Origin of the sequence: Halobellus clavatus (genome assembly GCF_900107195.1) — an archaeon.
Taxonomy (GTDB): domain Archaea; phylum Halobacteriota; class Halobacteria; order Halobacteriales; family Haloferacaceae; genus Haloquadratum; species Haloquadratum clavatum.
Genome location: NZ_FNPB01000005.1, coordinates 154,712 through 176,389, shown reverse-complemented (window position 1 = coordinate 176,389; position 21,678 = coordinate 154,712). Strand labels below are relative to the sequence as shown.

At 67.0% G+C, this 21,678-nt stretch carries 23 protein-coding genes; 13 read left to right on the top strand and 10 right to left on the bottom strand.

The window, feature by feature from the left end; all coding sequences use genetic code 11:
- Positions 1–55 precede the first annotated feature (55 nt).
- On the top strand, positions 56–1,417 hold the full coding sequence (locus BLU74_RS09420; protein WP_089767021.1) for a methyl-accepting chemotaxis protein: 1,362 nt from the start codon (positions 56–58) through the stop codon (positions 1,415–1,417).
- A gap of 339 nt (positions 1,418–1,756) precedes the next feature.
- Positions 1,757–2,692 carry a 2-dehydropantoate 2-reductase gene (locus BLU74_RS09415; RefSeq protein ID WP_089767020.1) on the top strand — a complete coding sequence of 312 codons (936 nt, stop codon included), beginning with the start codon at positions 1,757–1,759 and terminating at the stop codon, positions 2,690–2,692.
- Positions 2,693–2,796: 104 nt separating this feature from the next.
- On the opposite strand, the gene BLU74_RS09410 is transcribed toward BLU74_RS09415, so the two are convergent.
- From BLU74_RS09410 to BLU74_RS09395, 4 genes are all read right to left on the bottom strand, one after another.
- Positions 2,797–2,991, bottom strand: coding sequence for a cold-shock protein (locus tag BLU74_RS09410; protein WP_089767019.1), 195 nt, complete (start codon positions 2,989–2,991; stop codon positions 2,797–2,799).
- Between the two features lie 264 nt (positions 2,992–3,255).
- Positions 3,256–4,002, bottom strand: a complete 747-nt coding sequence (locus BLU74_RS09405; protein ID WP_089767018.1) for an isopentenyl phosphate kinase — start codon at positions 4,000–4,002, stop codon at positions 3,256–3,258.
- A complete protein-coding gene (mvk, locus tag BLU74_RS09400; protein WP_089767017.1) occupies positions 3,999–5,066 on the bottom strand; it encodes a mevalonate kinase in 1,068 nt (355 codons plus the stop codon). Before mvk ends, BLU74_RS09405 begins: the two co-directional genes overlap by 4 nt.
- Before the next feature lie 124 nt (positions 5,067–5,190).
- Positions 5,191–5,658, bottom strand: a complete 468-nt coding sequence (locus BLU74_RS09395) for a hypothetical protein (protein ID WP_089767016.1) — start codon at positions 5,656–5,658, stop codon at positions 5,191–5,193.
- Between the two features lie 169 nt (positions 5,659–5,827).
- On the opposite strand from BLU74_RS09395, the gene BLU74_RS09390 reads away from it, so the two are divergent.
- Entirely contained in the window at positions 5,828–6,304 is a 477-nt protein-coding gene (locus BLU74_RS09390) for a 50S ribosomal protein L11 (RefSeq protein ID WP_089767015.1), read from the top strand.
- A gap of 177 nt (positions 6,305–6,481) precedes the next feature.
- Here BLU74_RS09390 and BLU74_RS19470 read toward each other — a convergent pair whose 3' ends face one another.
- Complete coding sequence (locus BLU74_RS19470) at positions 6,482–6,607, bottom strand: hypothetical protein (protein ID WP_281241838.1); 126 nt, start codon at positions 6,605–6,607, stop codon at positions 6,482–6,484.
- Positions 6,608–6,918: 311 nt separating this feature from the next.
- Here BLU74_RS19470 and BLU74_RS09380 point away from each other — a divergent pair, with 311 nt between their 5' ends.
- The 7 genes from BLU74_RS09380 to BLU74_RS09350 all read left to right on the top strand — a co-directional run bounded on the left by BLU74_RS09380 (position 6,919) and on the right by BLU74_RS09350 (position 12,382).
- Positions 6,919–7,557 carry a 50S ribosomal protein L1 gene (locus BLU74_RS09380; RefSeq protein ID WP_089767013.1) on the top strand — a complete coding sequence of 213 codons (639 nt, stop codon included), beginning with the start codon at positions 6,919–6,921 and terminating at the stop codon, positions 7,555–7,557.
- Complete coding sequence (locus BLU74_RS09375) at positions 7,554–8,609, top strand: 50S ribosomal protein L10 (protein ID WP_089767012.1); 1,056 nt, start codon at positions 7,554–7,556, stop codon at positions 8,607–8,609. The genes BLU74_RS09380 and BLU74_RS09375 overlap by 4 nt, the downstream gene beginning before the upstream one ends.
- Positions 8,610–8,627: 18 nt before the next feature.
- Entirely contained in the window at positions 8,628–8,972 is a 345-nt protein-coding gene (rpl12p, locus tag BLU74_RS09370; protein WP_089767011.1) for a 50S ribosomal protein P1, read from the top strand.
- 222 nt (positions 8,973–9,194) lie between these two features.
- Positions 9,195–9,587, top strand: coding sequence for a winged helix-turn-helix transcriptional regulator (locus BLU74_RS09365; protein WP_089767010.1), 393 nt, complete (start codon positions 9,195–9,197; stop codon positions 9,585–9,587).
- 154 nt (positions 9,588–9,741) lie between these two features.
- Positions 9,742–10,890 carry a DUF3179 domain-containing protein gene (locus BLU74_RS09360; protein ID WP_089767009.1) on the top strand — a complete coding sequence of 383 codons (1,149 nt, stop codon included), beginning with the start codon at positions 9,742–9,744 and terminating at the stop codon, positions 10,888–10,890.
- Positions 10,877–11,476 (top strand): hypothetical protein, encoded by a 600-nt coding sequence (locus tag BLU74_RS09355; RefSeq protein WP_089767008.1) that lies wholly within the window; start codon positions 10,877–10,879, stop codon positions 11,474–11,476. Before BLU74_RS09360 ends, BLU74_RS09355 begins: the two co-directional genes overlap by 14 nt.
- A 144-nt stretch (positions 11,477–11,620) precedes the next feature.
- Positions 11,621–12,382: a hypothetical protein gene (locus BLU74_RS09350; protein ID WP_089767007.1), complete on the top strand. Its 762-nt coding sequence runs from the start codon at positions 11,621–11,623 to the stop codon at positions 12,380–12,382.
- Between the two features lie 22 nt (positions 12,383–12,404).
- On the opposite strand, the gene larC is transcribed toward BLU74_RS09350, so the two are convergent.
- Positions 12,405–13,790, bottom strand: coding sequence for a nickel pincer cofactor biosynthesis protein LarC (larC, locus tag BLU74_RS09345; RefSeq protein WP_089767006.1), 1,386 nt, complete (start codon positions 13,788–13,790; stop codon positions 12,405–12,407).
- 189 nt (positions 13,791–13,979) lie between these two features.
- Here larC and BLU74_RS09340 point away from each other — a divergent pair, with 189 nt between their 5' ends.
- Positions 13,980–16,205 carry a CDC48 family AAA ATPase gene (locus BLU74_RS09340; RefSeq protein ID WP_089767005.1) on the top strand — a complete coding sequence of 742 codons (2,226 nt, stop codon included), beginning with the start codon at positions 13,980–13,982 and terminating at the stop codon, positions 16,203–16,205.
- Positions 16,206–16,241: 36 nt separating this feature from the next.
- Here BLU74_RS09340 and BLU74_RS09335 read toward each other — a convergent pair whose 3' ends face one another.
- Together BLU74_RS09335 and BLU74_RS09330 are read right to left on the bottom strand one after the other, a co-directional pair.
- Complete coding sequence (locus BLU74_RS09335; RefSeq protein ID WP_089767004.1) at positions 16,242–16,676, bottom strand: universal stress protein; 435 nt, start codon at positions 16,674–16,676, stop codon at positions 16,242–16,244.
- A gap of 101 nt (positions 16,677–16,777) precedes the next feature.
- Positions 16,778–18,694 (bottom strand): ATP-binding protein, encoded by a 1,917-nt coding sequence (locus BLU74_RS09330; protein WP_089767003.1) that lies wholly within the window; start codon positions 18,692–18,694, stop codon positions 16,778–16,780.
- Between the two features lie 83 nt (positions 18,695–18,777).
- Between BLU74_RS09330 and BLU74_RS09325 the strand changes: the two genes are divergently transcribed.
- The gene (locus BLU74_RS09325) at positions 18,778–19,125 is read left to right on the top strand and encodes a DUF7113 family protein (protein WP_089767002.1); all 348 of its coding nucleotides are present in this window, start codon (positions 18,778–18,780) and stop codon (positions 19,123–19,125) included.
- Positions 19,126–19,159: 34 nt separating this feature from the next.
- Here the strand turns inward: BLU74_RS09325 and BLU74_RS09320 are convergent, their stop codons facing one another.
- Positions 19,160–20,446: a DNA double-strand break repair nuclease NurA gene (locus BLU74_RS09320; protein ID WP_089767001.1), complete on the bottom strand. Its 1,287-nt coding sequence runs from the start codon at positions 20,444–20,446 to the stop codon at positions 19,160–19,162.
- Positions 20,447–20,523: 77 nt separating this feature from the next.
- Between BLU74_RS09320 and BLU74_RS09315 the strand changes: the two genes are divergently transcribed.
- Positions 20,524–21,183: an HAD family hydrolase gene (locus tag BLU74_RS09315; protein ID WP_089767000.1), complete on the top strand. Its 660-nt coding sequence runs from the start codon at positions 20,524–20,526 to the stop codon at positions 21,181–21,183.
- 32 nt (positions 21,184–21,215) lie between these two features.
- Here the strand turns inward: BLU74_RS09315 and BLU74_RS09310 are convergent, their stop codons facing one another.
- Complete coding sequence (locus tag BLU74_RS09310; RefSeq protein ID WP_089766999.1) at positions 21,216–21,614, bottom strand: DUF7993 family protein; 399 nt, start codon at positions 21,612–21,614, stop codon at positions 21,216–21,218.
- Positions 21,615–21,678 lie beyond the last annotated feature (64 nt).

Below are 21,678 nucleotides of genomic sequence, written 5' to 3'. Positions count from 1 at the left end.
AGTACTGATATTTAGGGATATAAACTGAAATACCTCCATCGAGGTGCGTGAAGTAATGGCACAGCAAGCCCGCGTCTCCAGCGAAGCGACCTTGGCCCCGGACGTTTCCGACAGCGCGAGCGAAGCAGAACAGTACCGGAGGGAACGAGACTACTGGCGGCATCTCTTCGAGGAACTGATAGCGCAATTCCCCGATCCGGCGTTCACCGTCGACGCGGGGGGCCGGGTGACCCAGTGGAACGAGGTGAACGAGTCGTTCCTCGGAGTTTCGGCCGACGAGGCAGTCGGCGAGCACGCTTACGAACTCGTCGGGACCGAGAGCGAGAGCGAAACGCTCGCAGAGACCGTGATGGAGTCCGGAGAGGCGATCCGGGAAGCGGAGATCAGATCCGGCTCACACCCCGACGGCGAAGACTGGCACATCAGAGCCAAGAGCGTCCCGCTCGAGGGCCCAGACGGGGACGTCGTGGGCGCGTTCGAGGTCGTCACCCGGGTTACAGACCTCGTCGAACAGCGCAAGTCTATGCAGCGGGTCCAAGAGCAGGTCCAGGAGGAACTCGAGTCGACGGTCCGCGACCTCGAAGGAACCTCCTCGCAGGTGACAGAGAACGTCGACGTGATCGCCGACGTGGCCGAACAGGAGGCCGAACACGTCCGGGAGGTCGACGACGAGATCCAGACGTTCAGCGCGACCACCGAGGAGGTCGCCGCGAGCGTCGAGACCATCTCGACGCAGAGCTCCGAGACCGCCGACCTCGCGGCGGACTCTGAGGCATCGACGACCGAACTGCTGGGCACGGTCGAAGACGTCGCCGACGCGAGCGACCGGATGGCGGACGACGCAGCGGATCTCGCCGATCGTGTCGAGGAGATCGACGACGTCGTGGCCGTGATCGACGACATCGCCGACCAGATCAACATCCTGGCGTTGAACGCGTCGATCGAGGCCGCGCGCGCCGGTGAGGCTGGGGAGGGCTTCGCCGTCGTCGCCGACGAAGTGAAATCGCTGGCGACGGAGTCGAAGCAGGAGGCCGAGCGGATCGAAGGACTCGTCGAGTCGGTCGCGACGATCGCGACCCAGACCGTCGACGGGGTCGAACAGACCGCCCAGCGCGTCGACGAGATCGAGGCCCAGATCGAGACCGTGAACGCGAACCAGCGCGAGATCCAGGACGCGATCGCGGACGTCTCAGAGCAGTTAGAGCAGATCGCAACCGCAACCGACGAGCAGGCGACGAGCGCGGAAGACATCTCCGCGATGCTGGGAACGACCGTCGAAGGCGTCGAGCGAATCGCCGAGGAGGTCGCCGAACTCGCCGCCGCCAATCAGCGACAGACCGACCAGGTCGCCGAGATCCGTCACAGCGTCGAAGCGCTGGAGCGAAACCTCAACTCCGCGGTCAGCCACGACGGATAGCGGCTGAGGATCACCCAGCGGCGGCAGGAAGTTCCAGGTGGGGCGGCAGTACTCGGCGGGTGTCCCAACGGATCAGGACGCACTCGTGACGTGATCGACGCCGTGTGCCACACGTGGGTCCTCGACGATCGAGGAATGTGATCTGTGAACGGGGTCTGAAAGTGGGACGATCCCGGAAGTCGCTCGGCGTGATCTGCCACGAGAAGCGTGCGGTCGTGGTCGGCACCGGAGAGGGACCGCCACACCGGAGGGTGGTCGGTGGGAATAATTAACGGGATTCAACCACAACCCGTCGAGAGTGACCGCCACACGAACCACTGCACGGATGGAGGGTACCGAATGACGATCGCCGTCTACGGTGCGGGCGGCGTGGGCGGCTACCTCGGCGGCCGGCTCGCACAGGCTGGTGCCGACGTCCACCTGATCGCTCGGGGGGAACACCTCGACGCACTCCGTGAGGACGGCATCCGCGTGGAGAGCGTCGCTGGCGATTTCGCCGTCGACGTGCCCGCGACCGACGACCCGGCGGATGTCGGGCCGTGCGACTACGTCCTGTTCACCGTGAAATCGTACGACACCGAGGCGGCCGCACAGGACCTGGATCCGCTCGTCGGCGAGGACACCGCCGTGCTCTCGCTACAGAACGGCGTCGACAACGAGCGGCTCATCGCCGACGAAATCGGCCGCGAACACGTCCTCGGGGGCGTCTCCTACATCTTTTCGACCATCGCGGAACCCGGCGTCATCGAGCACACGGGCGGCCCGACGAGCTTCACCGTCGGCGAACTCGACGGGTCGCACAGCGAGCGCGTCGAGCGATTCGTCGAGTGGTGCGAGCGCGCCGACGGCGTGAGCGCCGAGGCGTCGACGTCGATCCGGACAGAACTCTGGGAGAAGGCGGCGTTCATCTGTGCCCACGCGGGAATGACAGCAGCGACTCGACTCCCGCTCGGCGACGTCCGCGGCCACGAGGCGTCCTGGGAGATGTACCGCCGGCTCTTCGAGGAGGTCTGTCGCGTCGGGCGGGCCGCCGGCGTCGAGTTGACCGACGAGACCGTCGAGGAGTGGATGGAGTTCGCCGAGGGACTCGACGGGGACTCGTACTCGTCACTGCACTACGACCTGACGCACGAGAAACCGATGGAACTCGACGGGCTCCACGGCGCGATCATCCGCCGGGCCCGCGAGCACGACATCGCGGTGCCGATGAACGAGGCCGTCTACGCGATACTCCGGCCGTGGGCGGCGCGGAACGAGTGGCTCGAAGACTCGTAGCGTCAAGCCGTCGCGATCGCCATCGCTGGCGCTCTCGGGGCGCAGGTATCAGAAAAACGTTGAGCCGTCGTGTCGCCGTGAAGCGATCGTACGAAACGTAGCGTTTAGTTGCGGACGACGTTCGTCGCGCGGGGGCCCTTGGGGGCCTGTTCAATTTCGAAATCGATCTCCGTCCCTTCGGTCAGATCCTCGCCGCCAACGTCTTCCATGTGGAAGAACACGTCGTCGTCAGAGTCGTCCGTCGAGATGAAACCGTAACCGCCTGTGTCGTTGAAGAAATCAACCTTACCGTTTGCCATTGCAATACAACGAACGTCTCCTCGACTGATAACTCTTCCGTATTCGTATTACTATCGCACCGGAGAATAGACGATCATCCAGAAAATACGTATATTGAAGAATTTCTGTGCAGACACGAGATTCCGTCTGTGATCACGACGGAAACCACACAACGCGGCCGATTCGTCGAGGAATCAGCAGTTCCGGAGCGGCCGCGCAGCAGGGAGCTAGTGACCGCCTGAAGCCGATGCTCCCGGACGAGCGGGCTCTATCGGTTCCGGCCGTCACTCGGCCCCGCCGTCGACGACGGTGCCGGCCGACTCGCCGGCCAGAAACGCCGGGAGCGACTCGGGGCCGAAGATCTGGGCGGGCGAATCGAGTGCCAAGAGCGCCCGGACCTTCTCGGCCATTCCCCCGGTCACGTCGGTCGACTCTGAGCCCCCGAGGACGGCATCGACCTGCGCGAACCCGGAGATTCGCGGGATCACCGCGCCGTCGTCGTCGTAGACGCCCGGGACCGTCGAGCAGAGACCGACGCGGTCCGCGGAGAGCCCGGTGGCGAGGCGCGTCACCAGTTCGTCGCCGCTGATGATGGTCGCGCCCGCTTCCGCCTCTGCGACGACGTCGCCGTGGAGAACCGGGACGAACCCCTCTGCGAGCATCGTCCGAGTCGGTTCGAGCGGGAGCGTCAGATCCGCGTTCGCGTCACGAACGGCGACCGACAGCGGGTGGACCGGGAGCGCCGGGACGCCGGCCGCCTGGAGGCGCTCGACGATCACGTCGTTCAGTCGGCGCATCGCGTCGTGGATCGCCCAGACGCCGGGAGCGTCGTGACTCCCCACCGAGAGACTGACGCCGTGTCTGTCGGCCTGGTAGTGGCCGAAACTCCCGCCGCCGTGCACGAGGACGAGGCGGTCGAGGGCGGCGTCGCCGATTGCGTCCACGGCGGCGTCGAGCGCGTCGTCGTCGACCGTCTCGGGCGTCTCCTTGTCGGTGACGACGCTGCCGCCGAGTTTGAGGACGACAGTCACGTCCGATCGCCCCCGGTCCCGTCCGCGTCGGTGTCGCCGTCGGGGTCCGAGGCCGACTCCGCGCGGACGCCTTCCCGATCCAGTTCGGCTCGGAACGTGTCGCGACACTCGGCGGTGTAGCGGAGCGCAGTCCGGGTTTCCGGCGTCGCATCGAGCGCGACGATGCAGCCGCCGCCGCCCGCACCGGTGAGTTTCGCGCCGTGCGCGCCGGCCTCTCGGGCGGCCCACACCATATTATCGAGCGTGCGCGAGGAGACACCGAGCGCTTCGAGCAAGCCGTGATCGAAGTCCATCAGGCGGCCGAGCTCAGCGAGCAGTTCGGGCGTCGGCTCGGAATCTGGGTCGGCGTCGGCGAGGAGTGCTTCGCCCGATCGAACGATGTCGCCGATGCTCTCGACGGTATCGGCGGCGAAGTCGTACTCCTCGCGGAGCGTTCGCACGCCCGCGACCAGTTCGCCCGTATCGCCCGCACCGCCGTCGAACCCGACGACGAAGGGGAGGTTCGGCGCCTCGATCCGCCGGCAGTCGTCGCCCTCGACGCGGACGGCTCCGCCTATGGCCGAGCAGAACGTGTCCGCGCGCGACGCTTGCCCGTCCTGTACGTCGTACTCCGCGCGGTAGGCGCGGTCGGCGATGTCCGCCGGGCTGAGTTCGACGCCGAGTTCCCGGGTGGCCGCGTCGATGCCGGCGACGACGACAGCGGCCGACGAGCCCAGTCCCGCGCCGAGCGGGATCTCGCTCTCGACGGTGATATCGAACCCCGCGTCGGGGGCGTCGGCCGCGTCGCGCGCCTGTTCGACGGCAGCGTCGATGTAGCCCATCGCGGCGTCGACGAGGCCTTCCGGAACGTCGACGTCGGGACGCTCCGCCGTATCGCCGGCGTACTCGACGGTGAACCCGTCGAGGCTCAGGTCTCGGGCCTCGACTCTGATGTGGTCGTCCTCGCGGGCGTCGACGGTGACCGTCGCCCGGCGCTCGATGGCGCAGGGGACCGCCGGTTCGCCGTAGACGACCGCGTGCTCCCCGAAGAGGTACACCTTCCCGGGGGCGCTCGAGACGGTCATACGGGACGAATGCGGGGGGTCCCGCTTAAGCCATCCGACCGGCGGCGGCGCAGCGCAGACGGGTGGCGCAAAACAGACGGGTGGCGCAGAGCAGGCCGTTGCATAGCGCAGACGACCGGCGGCCTCACTCCTCGTCGTCGACGTCGGCTCTTTCGGTGCCGTCGTCGCCCTGCTTCGAGTACGCGAGTGCCACGGCGGCCACGAGGGCCAGCAACAGGAGGCCGGCCGCGAGGACGGGGCCCGAACTGACGACGCTATCGTCGTCGTCCCCGGACGGCGCATCGGCGCCTGAGACTGCGGTGTCGTCGGCAGCGTCGTCGAGCGCCTCCTCACCGTCGGTGGCGGCGTCGCCGGCCGCGAGCGTTCCCTCACCGTCGTCGGCAGCGTCGTCGGTGTCGAGCGCCTCCTCACCGTCGTCGGCAGCGTCGTCGGTGTCACCCGCACCGTCGACAGCGGCGTCGTCGTCGGTGTCGTCCGATCTGAATAGGCCGCCCAGACTGCCGATCGCAGGGGCCGTGTTCTCGGCGGTGGCGGTGAAGTCGAATCCGTCGTGCAGGTGCAGTTCGAGCAGCGTGATTGATTTGTTGCTCATATCACATATCCACCGCCAACCGACAAAAAACCGTTGTGGACGTTAGTGTCGATGGAAGCGACGGCACGAAGAGCCAACTGTCGGTCGACGGCGACGAGCGTGTCGAACCCTGACACGGCCGTTCGGTCGAAAGAAAACCGTTAAAAGTCGGCGCAGGGTGTTGTGAGGTATGGCTGGAACCATCGAAGTACTCGTTCCCGGCGGAGAGGCCAATCCCGGTCCGCCGCTCGGTCCGGAACTCGGCCCCACCCCCGTGAACGTTCAGGACGTCGTCCAGGAGATCAACGAGGAGACGGCGGCGTTCGACGGGATGGAAGTTCCCGTGACCGTCGAATACGAGGACGACGGCGCCTTCTCCATCTCTGTCGGCGTTCCGCCGACGGCCGAACTCGTCAAAGACGAAGCCGGCTTCGAGACGGGGTCGGGCGAACCGCAGGAGAACTTCGTCGCCGACCTCGAGGTCGAGCAGGTGAAGAAGATCGCCGAGCAGAAGTCCTCGGATCTGCTCTCGTACGACTCGTTCAACGCAGCGAAAGAAGTCGTCGGAACGTGTACCTCGCTCGGAGTCACGATCGAAGGCAACAATCCGCGCGAGTTCAAAGAGCGGATGGAAGACGGCGAGTACGACGACGTCTTCGCCGAATAACGGAGAAATCGCAGCCGTTCGCGGGAACGTCGGTCCTCTGCTCCGACTCGGGTACCGTTTCGACACGATTCACAGCTCCGAGCCACGTCTCTAGCCACCCGCATTCGGGTCGCGAGAGCCCGCTCGGTCACATCGACGTCCAACGAACAGAGTCAACCCGAAGCGCGGCGAACCCGGTCAGGCCCCGGACTCGGTCGGCTGTCCGCCGTCCCCGCCGCCGTCCCCGCTGCCCCCGCCGGAACAGCCGGCGAGCAGGACGCTCCCGGCCCCGGCCGCAGTTGCGACGAAGGTGCGTCGTCTCATAGGGCTCCGCGGTGGGCGGTCGTCTCAATCCGGCTTCCGCGCGTCGAGCGCTGAAATCTCGCTATCATCGCTCGTTTTCGGCTCTGGCGACCGAGACGTCTCCCGGTCGGAGCGGACACCGTGCGTAGCCGTCCCGAGACAGTCCGTGTCCACGATTCCCACGAATCCGGCGGTTCGGGGCCGAGAACGGACGGTACGCGGGCTCCGCTTCGACGGACTTAAGTCCGCCATCCCCGTTCGATTCGACGAGACAGGCAGACGCCTGTTTCACTGACCCGTAGGAGCAATCCTGCGTACTACGGAGGTGAATAATGGCAGATACGATAGTTGACGCAGTCTCTCGCGCACTCGACGAGGCCCCCCCGCGGAACTTCCGTGAGACGGTAGACCTCGCCGTGAATCTGCGCGATCTCGACCTAAACGACCCGTCGAAACGTGTCGACGAGTCTGTCGTTCTCCCGTCCGGGACCGGACAGGAGACGCAGATCGTCGTCTTCGCGAGCGGTGAGACAGCGCTCCGAGCCGAGGAGGCCGCCGACCAGGTTCTGGACGGCGACGACCTCGAAGAGCTCGGAGACGACACCGACGCGGCAAAAGACCTCGCGGACGAGACCGACTTCTTCGTGGCTGAAGCCGATCTGATGCAGGACATCGGCCGCTACTTAGGGACGGTCCTCGGTCCGCGCGGGAAGATGCCGACCCCGCTCCAACCGGACGACGACGTCGTCGAGACGGTGAATAGAATGAAGAACACGGTGCAACTCCGCTCCCGCGATCGCCGAACGTTCCACACCCGAGTCGGTGCTCAGGACATGGACGCCGAGGAGATCGCGGACAACGTCGACGTCATCGTCCGTCGTCTCGAAGCGAGCCTCGAGAAGGGCCCGCTCAACATCGATTCGATGTACGTGAAGACGACGATGGGCCCGTCCGTGGAGGTACCCGCATGAGCGAGAGTGCCTCCGCGCGGCGCACTGACACGATTCCGGAGTGGAAGCGCGAGGAGGTCGCCGAACTCGTCGAGTTCCTCGAGCGCTACCAGTCGGTCGGCATCGTCGACGTCGCTGGCATCCCGAGCCGGCAGCTCCAGAGTATGCGCCGTGAACTCCACGGCAGCGCGGAGCTCCGGATGAGCCGTAACACGCTCACTGTCCGCGCGCTCGAGGAGGTCGACGACGGTCTCGAAGAGCTGACCGAGTACGTCTCCGGCCAGGTCGCATTCGTCGGCACCAACGACAACCCCTTCGGGCTCTACCAGCAGCTGGAAGCCTCGAAGACGCCCGCGCCGATCAGCGCCGGCGAGGTTGCGCCCAACGACATCGTCATCCCCGAGGGTGACACGGGCGTCGACCCCGGCCCGTTCGTGGGCGAACTCCAGCAGGTCGGTGCCGCGGCTCGCATCCAGGACGGATCGATCCAGGTCACCGAGGACTCGAAGGTACTGGAGGCCGGCGGGGAGGTCTCGAGCGACCTCGAAGCCGTCCTCGCCGAACTCGGTATCGAGCCCAAGGAGGTCGGTCTCGACCTCCGTGGCGTCTTCTCCGAAGGCGTCCTGTTCGAGCCCGAGGAACTCGCCCTCGACATCGACGAGTACCGCGCGGACGTCGAGTCCGCCGCGGCGGCCGCTCGGAACCTCGCGGTCAACGCGGCGTTCTCGACGGCGGAGTCGACGCCGGCGCTGCTCTCGAAGGCCGCCGGCGAGGCGAAGGCCCTCGGCCTGTTCGCCGCGATCGAAGACCCCGACGTGCTGCCTGATCTCGTCGCGAAAGCCGACGCGCAGGTCCGCACGCTCGCGGCCCAGATCGACGACGAGGAGGCGCTCCCGGAGGAACTCCGGGGCGTCGAGGCGCCCGAACCGGCCGCCGAGGCGGCGGACGAGGCGGGCGACGAGGAAGACGAATCGGCAGACGAAGACGACGCGGACACTGACGCCGACGACGGCGGGACCGACGACGACGATGACGACGACGGTGCCGAAGGACTCGGCGCGATGTTCGGATAACACACGAGGTACACAACAATGGAATACGTTTACGCAGCTCTCATCCTGAACGAATCGGGCGAAGAGATCAACGAAGACAACGTCACGGAGGTCCTCGAGGCCGCCGGCGTCGACGTCGAAGAGTCCCGAGTGAAGGCGCTCGTCGCCGCGCTCGAGGACGTCGACATCGAGGAAGCCGTCGAGACCGCCGCCGCCGCTCCCGCGCCCGCCGCGGGTGGCGCTTCGGGCGAAGTCGAGACCGCCGACGAGGAAGACGAGGCCGCCGACGAGGCCGAAGACGAGGCCGACGAGGCCGAGGAAGCCGACGAAGGCGACGACGACGAAGAGGCCAGCGGCGAGGGCCTCGGCAACCTCTTCGGCTGAACCGGGACGGACCCGAAGACGCCGACCGTCCGATCCGGACGTCGTGCCGATCCGTCTCGAGATCGCTTTTTTTGGACCACCTGCGAGTGGTGACGCCGCCGACCGCAGTCGGTACTAGAGCGAAAAGCGGGGCCACGAACGGCTCGTCCGCCCGAGTGGTCACTGACAGTAAGCGAGTATCTCTCGGTAACTGTTATGCACGCCACGCGTGTATGAGAGAGTATGACAGACACGACTGACGAGTCCGAGGCCGCGGGGCAACTCGAAGTGTGGTGTGCGGGCGAAGAGTGGTGTCCGGTGACGACCACGTCGTCGCTCATCGGCAAGAAGTGGCATCCGGTCATCCTCCACCGATTGCTCGAACACGGCCCCAGCGGGTTCAACGAACTCAAAGACGACGTCGACGGAATCTCGAGCAAAGTGCTCTCAGACAGCCTCGATGATCTCGGCGAAAAACAGCTCGTCGACCGCGAGGTCGTGAGCGAAAAGCCGTTCCGCGTCCAGTATTCGCTCACGTTGCACGGAGAGTCGCTCGGACCCGTGATCTACGAGATGCGAGACTGGGGGCTCGAACACCTCAGCGAGCCCGCCGAGGAGGAATCCTCGGCTGGGTAGCGCCAGTCCCGACCGATAGCCGTCCGGCGTTCGGCGTCTCGAATCGGTGGTCGAACGGTCGCTCTCAGACCCTTCAGTCGTCGCAGAGCGGATCGGTCCGCGGTTACGTCGTGGTTAGCGCGGCCTTTTGTCGGTCGAACGACAAGGCGTGTGTATGAGTGACACACCGACTCGCAGAGCCGTCCTCGCTGCGCTCGGTGCCGGCGCATTCGCCGGGTGCCTGGGCGGGTCGGACGGCTCGACGACCCAGCGGTCTCCCGAGACCGAGGCACCAGAGACCGGAGGCGACACCACCACGGCGTCGACCGCGACACCGGAGCGCCCGCCCGTTCCGACCGTCGACGAGCGACTTCCCCTCCCGATGGAGCCGGCCTCGATCGAGGACAACGCGGTCTCCGGTGGACCGCCGAAAGACGGGATCCCGTCGATCGACGACCCGTCGTTCGTCGCTGCGGCGTCGGCGTCGGAGTGGCTCAACCCCGGCGATCCGGTATTCGGGGTCACGCGCGGGGAGGAGACGAAGGCCTATCCGCAGTCGATCCTCGTCAGCCACGAAATCTGTAACGACGTCCTCGACGGCACGCCCGTGAGCGTCACCTACTGCCCGCTCACCGGGACCGCAATGGGGTTCGAGCGCGGCGAGACGACGTTCGGCGTCTCGGGACGCCTGGTAAACAACAACCTCATAATGTACGATCGGGCCACCGAGACGTGGTGGCCGCAGGTCCTCTCGACAGCGATCCCCGGCCCCTGGCGGGAAGACCCGCAGATCCAGTCGCTGTCGCAGTTTCGGGTCGTCTGGACGACCTGGGAGCGGTGGTCCAGCGCGTATCCGGACACCACGGTGCTGTCGCGAAATACCGGGTTCGCCAACAACTACGACGGGGATCCGTACGGGTCGTACAATCCACGCTCGGGCTACTACCAGCCGGACTCCGGCACGATGTTTCGGTCGCTGTCTGACGACGATCGCCTCGAACCAAAGCGGGTCGTCATCGGCACTCGAACCTCCGAAGGGGCAGCTGCCTTCGAGAAACGGGCTCTCAGGGACCAGAAGGTGCTCCACGGAGCGCTCGGCGACACCCCGATCGTCGGAGTGTACGAACCGACGCTGGACACCGGCTACGTCTATCGCAACCCGGACGAAGAACAGTACGAGTACCGCGACGGACAGGTCGTCGATGCGGCGGGCGAAGCGCACGATCCGACCGGGCTCCCTGGCGAGAGACTACTCGCGCTCGACGCAATGTGGTTCGCCTGGAGCGGCTTCTACCCCGACACGACACTGTATGCCAGCGACTGAACACCGAATCGCGGCGGCGACGGGCACGTTCGGTCGGACGAGGGCCGCGCTCGAAGTAGCCGGGGGCCGCACAGACTCTCGGCTCGTCTTCGCCGTTGCGGGCGTGTGCTACCTCGCTGCCTACCTCGTTACCGTCGGCGACCTCGCCGTCGTCGACGGCGGGTCCGGCAGGCTCACAGTCCGAACCGCGGCCGACTTCTCGCGGGCGTTCGTGAGCCTCGGGTTCTTCCGATTCGACGCGATCGCGATACTTTCTGCAGGGCCGATCACCTACCTGTTTTCGCCGCTCAACGTGCTTCTCGGACTCTCGCTCGGCGCGCTCGTAGGAGCCAACCTCGCACTCACGTATCTCGGCGTCGTCCAGCCGCGGGCCTGCGGGCTCGAGAGTTCTACCGGGGTACTGGCCGGCGTGCCGGCGCTGGTGTCGGGGGCCGCCTGCTGCGGACCGACGATCCTGCTCGTCGTCGGCGTACAGGCGAGTGCGACCATCGTCACCGGCTTTCAGTTCCTCGTCCCCATCGCCTTCGCGATGCTGATCGGGAGCCTGCTGTTGGTCGGTCGGAAGGTCGATCCGGAGTTACTCTGAGCCCCCGGCACAGAGCCGAATCGGGCGACAGCTCCCGACTCCGGCCCTTGCTCCGACGCCGTCGAGACCACCCGATCCCGTCTCAGATCCGGCCGCCCGCGTGGCGGGCGACAGTATATATACGATCACGCCGAAACGCCACCAGTGATCGTCGTCGCGACCGACGACTTCGAACTGTACCACGATGTCGTCGCCGAACTGCGGGACCGAGGCGTGAGCTTCACCACCCAGGAGCCGGGCGAGGACCTTCCCGATCGCACGCGGGTCGTGATCAGGGCCCCGTCGGACGCGTCGGCTCCGGCTGCCGTCGAGGCGGTGACCGCCGAGTCCGACGACGCCCGTCGGGCCGTCGAGGAGGCGGTCTCGATGCTCCGCGGGGGCGGCGGCCAGACGGTCGTCGGCGTCGACCCCGGAACGCGGCCGGGCATCGCCGTCCTGACCGGCGAGACCGTGGTGGCGGCGTTTCAGGTTCCGCTAACCGACGCGGTCGAGACCGTCCGCCGGGAGGTCGCGGACGCGCCGGACCCGGTCGTCCGGGTCGGCGACGGGGCACGGCTGCAGGGGGCGCAACTGGTCAACGAACTCGACGACGTCACGGTCGAACTCGTCGACGAGACCGGAACCACGCCGTATCTCGGGACCGGTGCGCGGGGGATGGACGACATCCTCGCGGCAGTCAACATCGCGCTCACTTCCGGTGAGGAAGTGAACAGCAGAGACATCGAGCCCACCGCGGGGGAACTCCAGCGGATCAAAGACCGATCCCGGCGGGAGTCCGATGACGACCGCACGATCGACGAGGGACTCGCGAGACGGGTCGCCGCGGGTGAACTCAGCGTCACGGAAGCGCTCGAGACCCACCGCGACCGCGACGGCGGGCCGGACGGCGGGACGGGGAGAGAGTAACCGAGCGAAGCGGCCGCCCCGACTATTCGTCGCGAACGGCGTTCTCGGCGCGGCGGAGCACCTCGCGGACGGGCAGGTCCGTCGCCTCCGCAACGGCGAGCGCGTCGTCGTACTCGGCGCTGTAGTCGTATGGCTCTCCGCTGGCGTCGGAGGCGATCTTGACGGCGACGTCGTAGGTCTCGTCGTCGATCTCCAGCGAGGCGGTTCGGAACGTCCGAGCGGCGACCCAGCGGTGGCCCGCCCCGTGTTCGCGCACCCCGAGTGTGCCGGTTTCGAGGGCCAGTCGGTGAGCGACGCGCTCGGCGTCCTCGGGGGCGACGATCACCTTCACCAGATGTCCCGGCCGGGACTTCTTCATCGTCGTCGGGACGATGCTCACGTCGCGGGCCCCCGCTTCGGTCAGCCGCTCCTGGAGGCCGCCGAGGAGTTCCGGCGAGGCATCGTCGAGGTTGGTCTCTAAGACGGTGATCGGCTCTCGGTCGAGCGCCGCGCCGCCGTCGCCGACGATCGCACGGAGCACGTTCGGGCGGTCGGGGAAGTCGTATCCGCCCGCGCCGTACCCGGCGTCTGCGACGTCCAGCGTCGGGAGGGTGTCGACGCCCTCTGCGACGTGTGCGAGGATGGCCGCGCCGGTGGGCGTGAGCAGTTCGGCGTCGACCGGGCCGCCGCGGAGCGACCACGACGCGTCCGCGGCGATTTCGACGACGGCAGGCGCGGGGACGGGGTACTCACCGTGGGCCATCCCCGCCGAGCCACCGCCGGTAGCCAGCGGCGTCGTGACGACGCGCTCGACGCCGAGGTCCGCGAGAAGGAGCACGGCGCCGACGACGTCGGCGATGGCGTCGTCAGCGCCCACCTCGTGGAACTGCGTCCCGTCGAGCTCGGTGTCGTGCACCGTCGATTCCGCCTCTCCGAGGAGTCTGAAGATGGCTTTCGCATCGGTTTCGGCGGACTCCGAGAGGTCCATCGACTCGACGATGTCGAGCACCTCGGCGTAGGTTCGATGCGGGCCGTGACCCTCTGCAAGCGTCGCGTCGGTGTCGTCGTGAGCGTGGGAATGATCGTGCGAGTGGTCGTCGTGAGCGTGGGAATGATCGTGCGAGTGGTCGTCGTGAGCGTGGGAATGATCGTGCGAGTGGCCGTCGTGAGCGTGATCGTCGGTGTTCGAGTGGTCGTCGTGCGTGTGAGTCCGGTCGTGAGCGGTCTCCTCGTCTTCGGACCCCTCCATCACCACGTGGACGCTCGTGGCTGCGATCCCGTGCTCGTCGACGGTCTCGACGTCGTAGCGGATATCGAGCGCGTCCTCGACCGGGGCGAGCGCGTCCCGGTCGGCACCGGCGGCCAAGAGAGCGGCCAGCAGCATATCGCCGCTGGCACCCATCCGGCCGTCGAAGGCGAGTGTACGCATACGAATGTCGTCGTGACGCGGCGGCAAAGACCCACGCATCGATGCCGCTGTCGGTAAGGATTTGTACCCCGGAGGCCAAGGTTGTTACAAGGTGTCACGGATCCGGCCGAGAGTTCCATCGAGCGGCGGCAGGGAAGGACTTAACCCCGGCCGTGACCGACTGGCGGGACGTATCCCCGCGACCCAATCATGAACGAAGTTCAACTCGAAGTGGCGAAGGCGTACCCCAACGACTCGGGGCGCGGCATCGCCCGTCTCGACCCGGACACGCTGCTCCATCTCAAGCTCTCACCGGGTGACATCATCGAAATCGAAGGCGCAGAGACGACGGCCGCGAAAGTGTGGCGCGCGGACCGGCAGGACTGGAACACGGATACGGTCCGCATCGACGGATTCACGCGACAGAACGCCGACGTGAGCATCGGCGAACGGGTGACGATCCGCAAGGCCGAGGAGACGAAAGCCGAGAAACTGGTGCTCGCGCCGCCGGAGGAAGCGAGCGTCCAGTTCGGCTCCGACGCGGCCGGAATGGTCAAACGGCAGATCCTCAAGCGCCCGGTCGTCGAGCGCGACATCGTCCCGGTGATGTCGTCGACGAACCATCCGTTTATGCGGTCGCCGGGGCAGGCGATCCCGCTGATCGCCGTCGAGACCGAACCCGACGGGGTCTGTCTCGTGACCGAGGACACCGAGGTCGAACTCCGCGAAGAGCCCATCTCCGGCTTCGAGAAGACCGGCGGGGGGATCACCTACGAGGACATCGGCGGCCTCCAGAGTGAGATCCAGCGCGTGCGCGAGATGGTCGAACTCCCGATGAAGCACCCGCAGATCTTCAAGAAACTCGGGATCGAGCCGCCACAGGGTGTGCTCCTCCACGGCCCGCCGGGGACGGGCAAGACCCTGCTCGCGAAGGCCGTCGCCAACGAGACATCGGCCAGTTTCTTCTCGATCGCGGGGCCGGAGATCATCTCGAAGTACTACGGCGAGTCCGAACAGCAGTTGCGCGAGATCTTCGAGGACGCCACCGAGGAGTCGCCGTCGATCATCTTCATCGACGAACTCGACTCGATCGCGCCCAAGCGCGAGGACGTCACCGGCGAGGTGGAGCGCCGGGTCGTCGCCCAGTTGCTCACGATGATGGACGGCCTCGAGACCAGAGGCCAGGTCATCGTCATCGCGGCGACGAACCGGGTCGACAGCGTCGATCCCGCGCTCCGCCGACCGGGGCGGTTCGACCGCGAGATCGAGATCGGCGTGCCCGACGAAACGGGGCGGAAGGAGATCCTCCAGATTCACACCCGCGGAATGCCGCTGTCGGACGACGTCTCCCTCGATCACCTCGCGGACGAGACCCACGGGTTCGTCGGCGCCGACATCGAGTCGCTGACGAAAGAAGCCGCGATGAAAGCGCTCCGCAGGTACCTCCCGGAGATCGACCTCGACGAGGAGGACATCCCGCCGAGCCTCATCGATCGGATGATCGTCAAGCGACAGGACTTCCAGGGGGCGCTCGCGGACGTCGAACCCTCCGCGATGCGGGAGGTCCTCGTCGAGTTGCCGAAGGTGTCGTGGGACGACGTCGGCGGACTCGAAGATCCGAAACAGACCGTCCAGGAGAGCGTCGAGTGGCCGCTGACGTCCAAGGACCGGTTCGAACGGATGGGGATCGATCCGCCGAAGGGGGTGTTGCTGTACGGGCCGCCGGGGACGGGCAAGACCCTGATCGCGAAGGCCGTCGCCAACGAGACGAACGCGAACTTCATCTCGGTCAGGGGACCGCAACTGCTCTCGAAGTGGGTCGGCGAGTCCGAGAAAGCCATCCGGCAGACGTTCCGGAAAGCCCGGCAGGTCAGCCCGACGATCATCTTCTTCGACGAGCTCGACAGCCTCGCGCCCAGCCGGGGCGGTGAGACCGGCAACAACGTCTCCGAACGAGTCGTCAACCAGCTCCTGACCGAACTGGACGGGCTGGAGGAGAACGGCAACGTGATGGTGATCGGGGCGACCAACCGGCCGGATATGATCGATCCGGCGCTGATCCGCTCGGGTCGGTTCGACCGCCTCGTCATGATCGGTCAGCCCGACGAGGAGGGTCGCGAACAGATCCTCAAGATCCACACGCGCGACTCGCCGCTGGCACCCGACGTCAGCCTGCGTGAGATCGCAGAGATCACCGAGGGGTACGTCGGTTCGGACCTCGAGACGATCGGTCGCGAGGCCGCTATCGAGGCACTCCGCGAGGACGGTGAGGCCGAGGCGATCGAGATGCGGCACTTCCGCCAGGCGATGGAATCCGTCCGGCCGACCATCACGGACGATCTGATGGACTACTACGAGGAGATGCAAGAGCAGTTCAAAGGCGGCGGTGGCGATGGGCTCAGCGACCGTCGTGGCGGCCGGATCGGCTTCCAGTAACGGGGCCGGGCCGACTCGCGTCTCGATTTCGCCGCGCTATCTGACGATTGTCACTGGGACCGGTGAGCGGCGCGCGACGTGTTCGGCGACGCTCCCGAGGAGCAACCGCGAGACGCCGCGACGGCCGTGACTGCCGACGACGACGTGGTCGGCGTCGCGCTCGTCGGCCTGTTCGACGATCGTCGCGGCCGGCCGACCAACCTCGACGGCCGTCTCGACGCTGCCGTCACCCGCACGCTCGGCGCTGAACAGGTCGCGCCCGTCGTCGAGGGTCGCTTCGGCCTCGGCTTTCGCCTCCTGGTACCAGTCCTCCGAATCCGTCGGGAGGACGCCGGCGCTGTAGCCCGCCTGGACGGGATTGATCACGTGGAGCAGCGTCACGCTGGCGTCGCCCCACTCCCCGGCGGCGAATCGGAGCGCGTGCATCGACTGCGGCGAACCGTCGATCGGGACCAGCACGTGCCTCGGCATACCTCCGCCTACAGCGCCGTCGTATAAAAAACGGCGTCCGCGGGAGGGGTGAACGTGTCCCCGACGACTACCCACCGGACGCCCACCGTCGACGCCGTCGCTCACTCACCGTGACGAGTGAGGCAGACCGGGAGCCCGACGAGTTCGACCGGCTCGGAGTTGTCAGGCGAGTACACGACGGCCTGCCCCTTCTCCATATATGGCACCTTGTCTTCGAGCGTCGGAGGGATGTTCACGCTCTGGATGGCGTCCTCGTCGCCGAGATTGAGGACGAGTCGGGTGTTGATCTGTTTGAATACCGACTCGGCGACGTCCTGGGGGTCCTGCGTGACCAAACAGAGCCCGAGCCGTTCTTTCCGGCCCTGTTTCGCGGCTTCCGTGAACTTCGAGATGACCTTGCGCGCCTGAACGGTATCGGCGTCGGCGAGGAAGTTGTGCGCCTCGTCCATCCCCAAGAGCAGCGGGGTCTCCTTGATGCGAGCGGAGTCGGGCGCGTTCGAGAGTTTGTCGTCGATGAGCATACTGGAGACCGCGAGCACGAACAGTTCCTTCGCCCGGCTGGTCGAGAGGTGGTACGTCGGGATCACCGTCAGCCCGCCGGGGCGGACGAGCTGGTGGTCGAGTTCGGTGATCGGCCGGGCGGACTGATCGAAGACGCCATCTGGGATCCCGCGAACCCGTCGCTTGACAGCGTCGAACGTCGCCTCGTGGACCCGCCCCGCCTCGTCGAGTTCCGATTTGAGAGCCGGGTTGTCGAGGAACGTCAGGAACTCCGCGTAGGTTCCTCCGTCGCCGTACTCCCCGAAGAAGCGGTTCAGGAGCTGCCGGAGCGCGGGGTATTGGTTCTCGTTGAGGCTGCTCCCCGCGACGAGCCACGGGCGGTCCTGTGCCATCGAGAACGGAATCGTGAACGCCAACTGCTCTGCGCGATGGTTGCCGCCGCCGTAGGAGATGCCGTCTTCTTTCGGGACCAGAGCGAGCGTGTCGTCGTGGCCGCCGTGGACGATGCCCTCGCGCTCGTAGCGCCTGGCGGTCGCAGGATCCATTGCGGGGTTGTCGTCGTGCATCTGCGCGTACTCGTCCTGCGGGTCGAACTGGACGACGGCGAGTCTGGCGTCGCGACCGTCGTCCATCTCGTAGGTCCGGTCGTCGGCGAGCAGTTGCCTGAGGACGTTCTTCGTGGCGTGGGTCTTCCCCGAACCGGTGCCGCCGGCGACGAGCGTGTGACGGAAGAGCAAGGGGTCGCCGTCGGCGTAGTCGTCGCGGAGGCGGTAGTCGATCGTCGGTGGCTGAGCCGCGGTGCGGACCTTCTCGCCGCCCACAGAGAGGTGCCCGAGAAAGATCCCATCGCCCGGGATCTTCAGCCCGGTCTTGATCTGGTCGGGGTCGGTCGCCTCGGTGACGATCGCACCGGGCTTGGGGACGCGATCCACCATCCGTCGTTTCAGCGCCGCGTCCTCGTCCTCCCCGCTCGCGTCGCCGTCTTCGAAGAGCACGGCCAGCGGGTCGAGTTCGGCGACGAACTTGTAATCGCGCTCTTCGAACTCGTCGCGACGCATCGCGCGCCGGGCGTGGATCTCGGTAGCGTCGTCGGTCTGGAACTCCTGGGCGTACTCCAGGGCGGTGATCTTCCCGAACAGCAGCTCGTCGTCCGGGTACGGAACGAGCAGGTACTTCCCGAGTCGGACGGTGTCGCGGTTGTCCGTGGTGACGTAGGCGCGTAACGTCGTCTCGTCGCCGTCCTCGGCGACGCGGAGTCCCTGCGAGACGGCGATCGCGCCGAGGCCGCGGTCCTCTCCCGCCGGCGACGCGTCGTAGGACTCGAAGTCGACGTCCGGACCGGTCGCCTCGCCGCCGTCTGACGTCGGGTCGGTGCTGGCACCGGGATCGCCGGGAGACTCGGACGCTTCGCCGGAGGATGCCGGCTCGCCGGCGTCGGTCGGTGGCGCGTCCTCGCCTGCGTCGCTGTCACTCGTCGGCCGTTCGTCCGAACCCGGCTCGAAGTCCCCGAGATCCATCTCGTCTACGGTCTGCGTCGGCAGCGACTAAAACGCCTCGCACGCGGCGGGGGCCTTTTCACCGCCGGACGCCTATCACCTGTATGTTGCTCGTGCGCGGTCACGGTGGTGGGACGACGCTCACCGGGACGATTTTCGAACGGGGGGAACGCGCGCCGTCGTACAAGGGCGCGCCCGACGAGGACGCCCCGTACGTCTGGGTCTGCGATGCCTTCTACGAGGTCGAGAGCGGCGGCTCGGAGACGACGATCGACGGCGAGACCAAGCACGTGGCGTTCGAATCGCCGATGCCACGCGGCTTCGAGACGCGCGAGCAGGCGCTCGAATCCGCCCGCGAGCACGTCCGGACGCAGTTCGCCCGTGTCGGCGTCGCCGAGTCCGACGTCGAGATCGAGGTGCTGAAAGAAGAACCGAGCGCAGAGCACTCGTAAGCCGGACGCAGCCGCCATCTCGGCCACACGACGCTTACTCGAAGTCGCCCCAGCGGAGTTCGTCGTAGCGCTTGACCTCGTCGGTCTCGAGTGTCTCCTCGAACTTCCGCCGGAGCGCGGACTTCTCGCCGGCGCTGATGCGTGCGAGTTCGTCCGCCTTCGCGACGGCCTCGGGCGGCCCGCGCCGCGCCGCTACCTCCCCGACGAACTGCCGCGTGAGCGCGTCCCTGATGGATTCGTTACGGGCGAACGCCCGCGGCGTCTCGACACGATAAAGCACGTCGGTCTGTGGCTCGTAGATGGCGAAGAAACACGTCTCGTACAGTTCGGGATCGAGTCGGCGCTCGACGCCGTAGGCGTCGCCGTCGGCCGCGACGGTGGCGTCGACGCCGCCGCGGGAGACGAACCAGTTCGTGAACGTCACCGCTGCGGTGCGGCGGCCCTCACGGCCGTGAGTCGGTTCGTCCGGGCCCAAGTCGCCCTCGCGGCGTTCGAGGAGTCGGGTGAAGAACGCGGCGTCGTCGGTCCACGGGACGTCGACCGCGCCGTCTCCCTCCCGGTTCCGGAGCGTTCCAACGATCCGTTTCGAGGCTGGGTTCTTGACGAACCCGCAGAGCGGGACGCCTCGCTCGACGAACGATTCGACGAGGCGGACGTAGTTCTCGACGATCGAGCGGGGCTTGAGTTCCTCCGAGAGCGCACGGAGTTCGGCGTCGCGTTCGCGCCAGTTGAGCAACTCGACGGGATAGAGCGGGCCGTCGAGGATCAGGAGATCTGAGACCGTCTCGGCGTGTTCGAGCGCGTGCGAACTCTCGGCCAGATAGAGTGCGAGCGCGTGAACGATCCCCTCGGCGTAGCGGTTGACCCGCGGGACGTTGAGCACTCGCCATCGACAGTAGCCGTCGTCGACCTTCCGCCAGGGCTCGTCCAGCGGCACGGTGGCGTCGGTGACGTGCGTGGCCGCGACGATGCTCCGGTGGCGGTGGAGATCGAGATCGGACGGCACCGATGCCATCGCGGCCTGCGCGAGGTCGACGACGAGTCCGTTCTTGAACGTGGTGGGGTTGATCGTCCCCGAGTCGAGACCGTGAACGGTCTCGAACGGGCTGTCGGCGAGGGCGACAGCCTCAGCGTCGGCCGCCCGGAGTCGCTGCTCGCCGATCGGCTCGATTACGACGCGTCCCTCCGGGCCGTAGAGGGGATCGAGAAACTGCGACCAGATCCGCGCGGCGACGTCGGCGTGGTCCGTGTCGTCCACCTGGCTCGCGAGATACGCCGCGAGATCCGCGATGCTGTCGACGTGGACGGGGTCGAGTGTCACATCCGCACTCTCGGCGGCGGGCGAGAAAAAGCCCCCGAGTGGGAACAGTCATACGTCACGACGCTCTATGGGCGCGCGTGACTATCACCGCGGTGGGGTTCGATCTCGACGAGACGCTCGCTGTCCCGACACGGGACCGGGCGACGATCCTCGGAGACGCCGCAACGATCGCCGACGCACCACCGCTCTCCCGCGAGGCGTACCTCGACGCCCACCGCCGGAATCTGACCGGCGAAACCCGGACGCCGATCTTCGCCGACTTGCTCTCCGCGTACGAGACCGACGTCGACCCCGAAGCCGTCGCCACCGCGTACCGCAACGAGATCGCCGACGCGCTGGTCCCCGTCCCCGACATCGAGTCGTTTCTCGACCGACTGCACGACGAGTACCGCGTGGGGCTGCTCACCAACGGCCCGCGGGTGGCCCAACGCGACAAACTGAGCACGCTCGGCTGGACGGATCGCTTCGACGCCGCGCTCGTGACTGGCGAACTCGACGCCGGAAAACCGGATCCGATCGCTTTCGAGGCCCTGCTGGACGCGCTCGGAACCGAGCCCGGTGAGACCGCATACGTCGGCGACGACGTGACCGCCGACATCGCCGGCGCGGCCAACGCCGGATTGGTCCCCATCCAGGTACTCTTCGAGGGCGGTCCCGAGCCGTCACCGAAAGCGGCCGCACACGTCCCACGCGACGAACTCGTCTCGCGGTTGCCAGACCTGCTCACAGAACTCTGATCGCGAGCGTCCGGGGCAGCGGTCTGTGACCCTTATGCGGTCGGCTCCGACAGTTCACCGACGACGGTGTCGAGCGCTGGCAGGAGCCACTTGACCTGCGCGCCGTCCTCGACGAAGACCAGCGTCTTCGGCGGCCTGACGGCCTTCGGTCTGACGCGGAGCCCCTCGGCCTCGGCGGCCTCTGCGACGGCGTCGACGGCGCGCTCGAAGGCCAGGCGGACGCGGTCCGGTTGGACCGAGACCGTCGCGACGCGTTCTGAGTGGCCGTCGTCGTGATACTCGATGGCGTACGCGAACGCCCCGTCTGGCGTCGGCTCGACGTCGGGGGCAGGATCCGTGACCGCGAGCGCAGCGAGGGCGTCGTGACCGGTGATCTCCGAAGCGAGAAACTGCGCGATGCGCCGGCCGTCGGTCAGTCGGTCCTCGACCATACACCCGTTTCACCCCAGGGCGAAAAGAGGGCTCCGTTCGCGAGCGCACGGTCGCGCACCGGGA

What these genes read in the sequence shown, in the direction of transcription:
- BLU74_RS09420 (WP_089767021.1), top strand. Translation starts at nt 56, where the DNA reads ATGGCACAGCAAGCCCGCGTCTCCAGCGAAGCGACCTTGGCCCCGGAC.
- BLU74_RS09415 (WP_089767020.1), top strand. Translation starts at nt 1,757, where the DNA reads ATGACGATCGCCGTCTACGGTGCGGGCGGCGTGGGCGGCTACCTCGGC.
- BLU74_RS09410 (WP_089767019.1), bottom strand. Translation starts at nt 2,991, where the DNA reads ATGGCAAACGGTAAGGTTGATTTCTTCAACGACACAGGCGGTTACGGT.
- mvk (WP_089767017.1), bottom strand. Translation starts at nt 5,066, where the DNA reads ATGACCGTCTCGAGCGCCCCCGGGAAGGTGTACCTCTTCGGGGAGCAC.
- BLU74_RS09395 (WP_089767016.1), bottom strand. Translation starts at nt 5,658, where the DNA reads ATGAGCAACAAATCAATCACGCTGCTCGAACTGCACCTGCACGACGGA.
- BLU74_RS09390 (WP_089767015.1), top strand. Translation starts at nt 5,828, where the DNA reads ATGGCTGGAACCATCGAAGTACTCGTTCCCGGCGGAGAGGCCAATCCC.
- BLU74_RS19470 (WP_281241838.1), bottom strand. Translation starts at nt 6,607, where the DNA reads ATGAGACGACGCACCTTCGTCGCAACTGCGGCCGGGGCCGGGAGCGTC.
- BLU74_RS09380 (WP_089767013.1), top strand. Translation starts at nt 6,919, where the DNA reads ATGGCAGATACGATAGTTGACGCAGTCTCTCGCGCACTCGACGAGGCC.
- BLU74_RS09375 (WP_089767012.1), top strand. Translation starts at nt 7,554, where the DNA reads ATGAGCGAGAGTGCCTCCGCGCGGCGCACTGACACGATTCCGGAGTGG.
- rpl12p (WP_089767011.1), top strand. Translation starts at nt 8,628, where the DNA reads ATGGAATACGTTTACGCAGCTCTCATCCTGAACGAATCGGGCGAAGAG.
- BLU74_RS09365 (WP_089767010.1), top strand. Translation starts at nt 9,195, where the DNA reads ATGACAGACACGACTGACGAGTCCGAGGCCGCGGGGCAACTCGAAGTG.
- BLU74_RS09360 (WP_089767009.1), top strand. Translation starts at nt 9,742, where the DNA reads ATGAGTGACACACCGACTCGCAGAGCCGTCCTCGCTGCGCTCGGTGCC.
- BLU74_RS09355 (WP_089767008.1), top strand. Translation starts at nt 10,877, where the DNA reads ATGCCAGCGACTGAACACCGAATCGCGGCGGCGACGGGCACGTTCGGT.
- larC (WP_089767006.1), bottom strand. Translation starts at nt 13,790, where the DNA reads ATGCGTACACTCGCCTTCGACGGCCGGATGGGTGCCAGCGGCGATATG.
- BLU74_RS09340 (WP_089767005.1), top strand. Translation starts at nt 13,980, where the DNA reads ATGAACGAAGTTCAACTCGAAGTGGCGAAGGCGTACCCCAACGACTCG.
- BLU74_RS09335 (WP_089767004.1), bottom strand. Translation starts at nt 16,676, where the DNA reads ATGCCGAGGCACGTGCTGGTCCCGATCGACGGTTCGCCGCAGTCGATG.
- BLU74_RS09330 (WP_089767003.1), bottom strand. Translation starts at nt 18,694, where the DNA reads ATGGATCTCGGGGACTTCGAGCCGGGTTCGGACGAACGGCCGACGAGT.
- BLU74_RS09325 (WP_089767002.1), top strand. Translation starts at nt 18,778, where the DNA reads ATGTTGCTCGTGCGCGGTCACGGTGGTGGGACGACGCTCACCGGGACG.
- BLU74_RS09310 (WP_089766999.1), bottom strand. Translation starts at nt 21,614, where the DNA reads ATGGTCGAGGACCGACTGACCGACGGCCGGCGCATCGCGCAGTTTCTC.